The organism is Streptomyces calidiresistens, assembly GCF_014141525.1.
In the GTDB taxonomy this organism is placed as follows: domain Bacteria; phylum Actinomycetota; class Actinomycetes; order Streptomycetales; family Streptomycetaceae; genus Streptomyces; species Streptomyces calidiresistens.
This window is the reverse complement of sequence record NZ_VKHS01000381.1, coordinates 1-5178: the sequence shown is the minus strand read 5'-3', so window position 1 is coordinate 5178 and position 5178 is coordinate 1. Positions and strand designations below refer to the sequence as shown.

At 76.0% G+C, this 5178-nt stretch carries 5 protein-coding genes; 2 read left to right on the top strand and 3 right to left on the bottom strand.

Features of this window, described 5'->3' with window-relative positions; all coding sequences use genetic code 11:
* Positions 1 to 102 precede the first annotated feature (102 nt).
* Entirely contained in the window at positions 103 to 636 is a 534-nt protein-coding gene (locus tag FOE67_RS15875) for a GNAT family N-acetyltransferase (RefSeq protein WP_182664795.1), read from the top strand.
* A gap of 179 nt (positions 637 to 815) precedes the next feature.
* Positions 816 to 2564 carry a proline--tRNA ligase gene (locus tag FOE67_RS15870; RefSeq protein ID WP_182664793.1) on the top strand — a complete coding sequence of 583 codons (1749 nt, stop codon included), beginning with the start codon at positions 816 to 818 and terminating at the stop codon, positions 2562 to 2564.
* 86 nt (positions 2565 to 2650) lie between these two features.
* Here FOE67_RS15870 and FOE67_RS15865 read toward each other — a convergent pair whose 3' ends face one another.
* The 3 genes from FOE67_RS15865 to FOE67_RS15855 all read right to left on the bottom strand — a co-directional run bounded on the left by FOE67_RS15865 (position 2651) and on the right by FOE67_RS15855 (position 4902).
* Complete coding sequence (locus tag FOE67_RS15865) at positions 2651 to 3691, bottom strand: aminoglycoside phosphotransferase family protein (protein ID WP_182664791.1); 1041 nt, start codon at positions 3689 to 3691, stop codon at positions 2651 to 2653.
* A gap of 4 nt (positions 3692 to 3695) precedes the next feature.
* Positions 3696 to 4265 carry a DUF4439 domain-containing protein gene (locus tag FOE67_RS15860; RefSeq protein WP_438874233.1) on the bottom strand — a complete coding sequence of 190 codons (570 nt, stop codon included), beginning with the start codon at positions 4263 to 4265 and terminating at the stop codon, positions 3696 to 3698.
* A gap of 151 nt (positions 4266 to 4416) precedes the next feature.
* Positions 4417 to 4902, bottom strand: coding sequence for a hypothetical protein (locus tag FOE67_RS15855; RefSeq protein ID WP_182664789.1), 486 nt, complete (start codon positions 4900 to 4902; stop codon positions 4417 to 4419).
* Positions 4903 to 5178: the final 276 nt, after the last annotated feature.

The window sequence follows — 5178 nt, the reverse complement described above, 5'->3', positions numbered from 1 at the left end:
CCCCCGGTCCTCACCGGCCCCCGTCGACGCACATCCCCCGCCGGTTCCCCTCGGACGGCACCCGGCGGGGACTTCCGCCCCACCGGGGGTTAATCTCGCGGCATGGACGAAGCCGTCATCGGTCCGCTCGACCTGACCGTCCGGGTGGACGAGGCGCTCGCCGTACAGGCGCGGGCCTTCGGGCTCTCCGAGGACGAGACCCGGGTTCGACACCACATCGTGCTGCGCCACGTGGCCACCCCCGGCTCGCGGGCGCTGGGCGCCACCCTGCCCGACAACACCCTCGTCGGCTTCGTCTACGGCCTGCCCTGCGACCGCACCCAGTGGTGGGCGTCGGTGGTCGAGCCGCACCTGCGCGCCAACGGCGTCGACGACTGGCTCGACGACTCCTTCACCATCACCGAGTTGCACGTGCTCCCCGAGTACCAGGGGCTGGGCATCGGACGGGCGTTGATCACGGCCCTCACCGATCACTGCGGTCGCCCGCGGTCCCTGCTGTCCGCCATCGACGCGGACACCCCCGCCCGCGCCCTGTACCGCAAACTCGGGTACCGCGACCTGGCCCGCCGGGTCGCCTTCCCCTCCGCCCCGCGTCCCTACGCGGTGATGGGCGCCCACCTGCCGTTGGCCCGCTGAGCGCCGCCCTCCCGAGGGCCGGCCACGGCCCCGCGACGGCGCCGGGGCGGGTACGACAGGGCCCCGGGACGGCTCCGGAACGGAGACGGCGCACGCACCCGGCGCCCCGGCCGGATAGGCTCCTGTGCCGGCCCGGTCCACGGGCCGCAGTCCTCACCGCCCATCGCAGGAGTGCTCCCATGCCCGCCCCCGTCCAGCGCATGTCCCGTCTGATGCTCAAGACCCTGCGGGACGCGCCGGCCGACGCAGAGACCATCAGCCACAACCTGCTGGTCCGCGCCGGCTACGTCCGCCGCACCGCCGCCGGAGTGTGGAGCTGGCTCCCGCTGGGCCGCCGGGTCCTGGAGAACGTCACCCGCGTGGTCCGCGAGGAGATGGACGCCATCGGCGCCCAGGAGGTCCTGCTGCCCGCGCTGCTGCCCAAGGAGCCCTACGAGGCCACCGGCCGCTGGGACGACTACGGCGACCAGCTCTTCCGCCTGACCGACCGCAAGGGCGCCGACTTCCTGCTCGGCCCCACCCACGAGGAGATCTTCACCCTGCTGGTGCGCGACCAGTGCACCAGCTACAAGGACCTTCCCGTGATCCTCTATCAGATCCAGACCAAGTACCGGGACGAGGCCCGTCCCCGCTCCGGCATCCTGCGCGGTCGCGAGTTCCTGATGAAGGACTCCTACTCCTTCGACCTCACCGACGAGGGTCTGGCCGCCTCCTACGACCTGCACCGCGCCGCCTACCTGCGGATCTTCGAGCGGCTGGGGCTGGACTTCCGGGTGGTCTCCGCCATCTCGGGCGCCATGGGCGGGTCCGCCTCCGAGGAGTTCCTGGCCCCCGCGGCGGCCGGCGAGGACACCTTCGCCCAGTGCACCGCCTGCGGCTGGGCCGCCAACACCGAGGCGGTCACCACCACCGTTCCCCCGGTCGACCCGGGGACGGTCGCGGCGATCCCCGCCGTCGAGGAGTTGGACACCCCCGACACCCCCACCATCGAGACGCTCGCCGAGCACCTGGGCGTGCCCGCCTCCGCCACCCTGAAGAACCTGCTGATCACCGTCGACGGCGAGATCACCGCGGTCGGCGTCCCCGGCGACCGCGAGGTGGACCTCGGCAAGCTCACCGAGCACCTGGCCCCCGCCCGGGTCGAACTGGTCACGGCCGAGGACTTCGCCGCCCACCCGGAGCTGGTGCGCGGTTACGTCGGCCCGCAGGGAATGGCGGGCAAGTCGTTCCGCTACCTCGCCGACCCCCGGGTGGCCCCCGGCACCTCCTGGATCACCGGGGCCAACAAGGAGGGCGCCCACGCCCGCAACGTGGTCTGCGGCCGGGACTTCACGGTCGACGAGTACCTGGACGTGGTCGTGGTCCGGGCCGGTGACCCCTGCCCGCGGTGCGGCGGGGAGCTGGCGCTGGACCGCGCCATCGAGATCGGCCACATCTTCCAGCTGGGCCGCAAGTACGCCGACGCCCTGAAGCTGGACGTGCTCGGCCCCGACGGCAAGCCCGCCCGGGTGACCATGGGCTCCTACGGCATCGGGGTCTCCCGCGCCGTGGCCGCCCTGGCCGAGCAGACCGCCGACGAGCAGGGCCTGTGCTGGCCCCGCGAGATCGCACCGGCCGACGTGCACGTGGTCGCCGCCGGCAAGGCGACGCAGACCGAGCTGGCCCTGGAACTCGCCGATCGTCTCGGCGCAGCCGGGGTGCGGGTCCTGGTGGACGACCGGGCGGGTGTCTCGCCGGGCGTGAAGTTCACCGACGCCGAGCTGATCGGTGTGCCCACGATCCTGGTGGTGGGGCGCGGCGCGGCCGAGGGCCGGGTCGAGCTGAAGGACCGCCGCACCGGGGAGCGCGCGGAGCACCCGATCGAGGAGGCGCTGTCGCTGTTGATCGCCGCCGTGCGGGACGGGGGAGCGGACGACACCGACGCCTGATCCGGCCCCGGGGGTGCCGGGCCGTGCCCATCCGGGCCGGTCCGGCACCCCCGTCCCGTGGGACGCGGGACGTCCGCGGGAAACGCTCACAGCCGGGAGGCGAACTCCAGCAGGGCCTCGCCCCCGAGGCGGTCCCCCGACACCAGGCGCAGCACCCCGGCCTCCACGGCGCGGAACAGCGTCCAGCCCCGCAGTCGTTCCCGGTCCACCTCGACCGACTCGGCCAGCCGATCCATGGCCCGCCGCACGCGCACCGGGCCGGCGGAGGTCGCCACCAGGTCCTCCGGCCGGTCCCGCGCCACCCGTGCCAGTTCCCAGGCACGCTCCCCGACCACCGGTTCGGGCCCCACGGCCAGCCACGGGGCCCGATCCGGGTCGGCGGCCAGCACCGAGCCCTGGCACAACCGCCCGTGCAGCAGCAGGCGCTCCGCGGGTGCGGTGGCGAGGAGTTCGGCCCGCAGATCCAGCGCCTCGCGCACCATCGGCCGCAGCGTCCCCGGGTCGGGGAGGAGCGCGCCGGGGTCGGTGCCCGGCGCGTCCGGCACGGCGAACCGGCCGTCCCCCGGGTCTCCCGGACACCCGGGGTCCCCGGTCCCGGAGGGGTCCGGGGGGACCATCCGGCGCAGGAACCGGGCACCGGCCGCCGAGCGCTCCGCCACGTCCGGGAAGGGATGTCCCGGCTCCGGCTCCACCCACAGTCGGCGGCCCACCGACACGGTCTCCAGAACCGCCTTGGCCTCCGGGAGCGAGCGCAGGGTCACCGCCGGGTGAAGCCGCTCCATCAGCAGCGCGCCCGCCTCCGGGTCGCAGCGCCACGAGCGCACGGCGCCCCGCCCGTCCCAGGTCCGCAGCGCGGCGTGCTCGGTCCCGGCCCGCTCCGGCCGCCCGCACAGCTTCAGCGCCGCCGGGGCGCCCCCGGCGGTGCGCACCAGCACCACCATGGAGGTCCGGCCGCCGGGGACGACCACCCGTTCCGGGATCAGCTCCCACCGCTCGGCCAGGGCCTCCACCAGCGCGGGGAACCCGGCGGCGCGGCGTCGGACGGCGAGCCGGGGCGAGTGGACCAGGTGGGCGGGCGGCTCCGGCCGGCCGGCCGGCGGGTCGTGTGGGAACACGGGGAGGGGCATGGGGTCAGTCCTGCCCGGAAGCGGCCCCCGGTACCGCGGTGACACCCGCCGGTGGGTGGGGCCGTGCAGTGTGGTCGGTGCCGTTCCCGCCGGCGGTCCGGCCGGCCGGGTCACCCGGTGCCGCGTGTTCGGCGACGCCGGGAAAGGCGACCGCCCGGCCGTGCCACCGCGCCGCCAGCACGGCGGCCTCGCGCAGGGCGACCGCGGCCTCCCGCCGCGCGTCGCCCCCGGAGGACCGCACCAGGTCCGCGTAGACGGCCGCCACCCGGGTCTCCAACTCGGCCGCCAGCGCCAGCGCGGAGGCGTCGTCGGTCACCTCGAAGGGCAGGGCGTATCCGGCCGCGGCGGCCGGGGGCTCGCCGCCCAGGTCGCGGATGCGCCGGACCAGGGCGTCCCGGCGCGAGCGATGGCCGCTCCACGCCTGCCGCAGCTCGGGGCCCGCCCCGCCGTCCCCGGCCGCCGCACCGGCCACGCCGTAGCCGTAGACGGCCGCGTGCTCGGCGGCGAGGGCCGCCCGGGTGGCGCTCAGTTCCGCGTTCGGATCCATGTCGTCCGTCCCCATCCGCCGTGCCATGCCGTCTCTCCCCCTACGGTTCGGGCGCCTGTCGGTCGGGCGCCCTCCGGCGTCCCTCTCGTCCCTCTCGTCCCTCTCGTCCTTCTGTCCGTCCCCCCACCGCCCATCCGCCGTGCCCGGTCGGGGTGCTCCCCGCGCCGGGGAGGGGCGATCACCCGCGGGCTCCGGTGAGCAGGTACGTCCGGGCGGCTCCGGCGGCGGAGAGCGAAGCGAGCAGTCGCGCCGCCTCCGGCGGGGCCGTGTCGAGAGCGCGCAGTCGGGCCTCGGAGACCCGCCGCTCCTCGGTCGCCAGGGCCGCCAGCGCGGCGTCCGGCTCCGCGGGCACGTCGCCGTCCGATCCGCCGCTCCCGGGCTCGGTGGGCACGCCGGGGCCGTTCAGGTCGGCCGCGGCGGCGGTGCGCAGCGGGCCCAGCAGGCCGGCCAGGGAGGGGTGGGACGTCAGGGTCGCGTTGTACCGCTCGACGAGCCCGGCGCTCTGCCGGGTGACGGTGGCGGTGAGGCCGCTCTCGGCCCGGCCGGTCGGGTGCGGCGCGGCCGGGACGTCCGACTCGCCGGCCGAACAGCCGGGAAGGGTGATTCCCAGGACAATCGCCCCGGCGCTGCCGAACAGCGCCCGCCTGGGCAACTCGATGGGCACGATGCGCCGACTCCCCGTGGTCCGATACGTTCCGATTCACATCGTTCGCGTGTATTCCGGTGGTCCGTGCGGATCGGATGAGCCGTGCGGTCCGGGCCGCGGTCCCCACCGTGCCGGGACGGGCCCGGACGCCCCGGGGCACCGGGGCGCCGCGTGCGGCCCGGTGGATGATCCGCGGTTCCGTGAGGGTACCCCTGCGCACCCGTGTTCCCCCGCGCCACCCCGGTACCCGGGTACGGTGCCACCCGACCGGCCCTTCGCCGTCCCGTGCCGGCC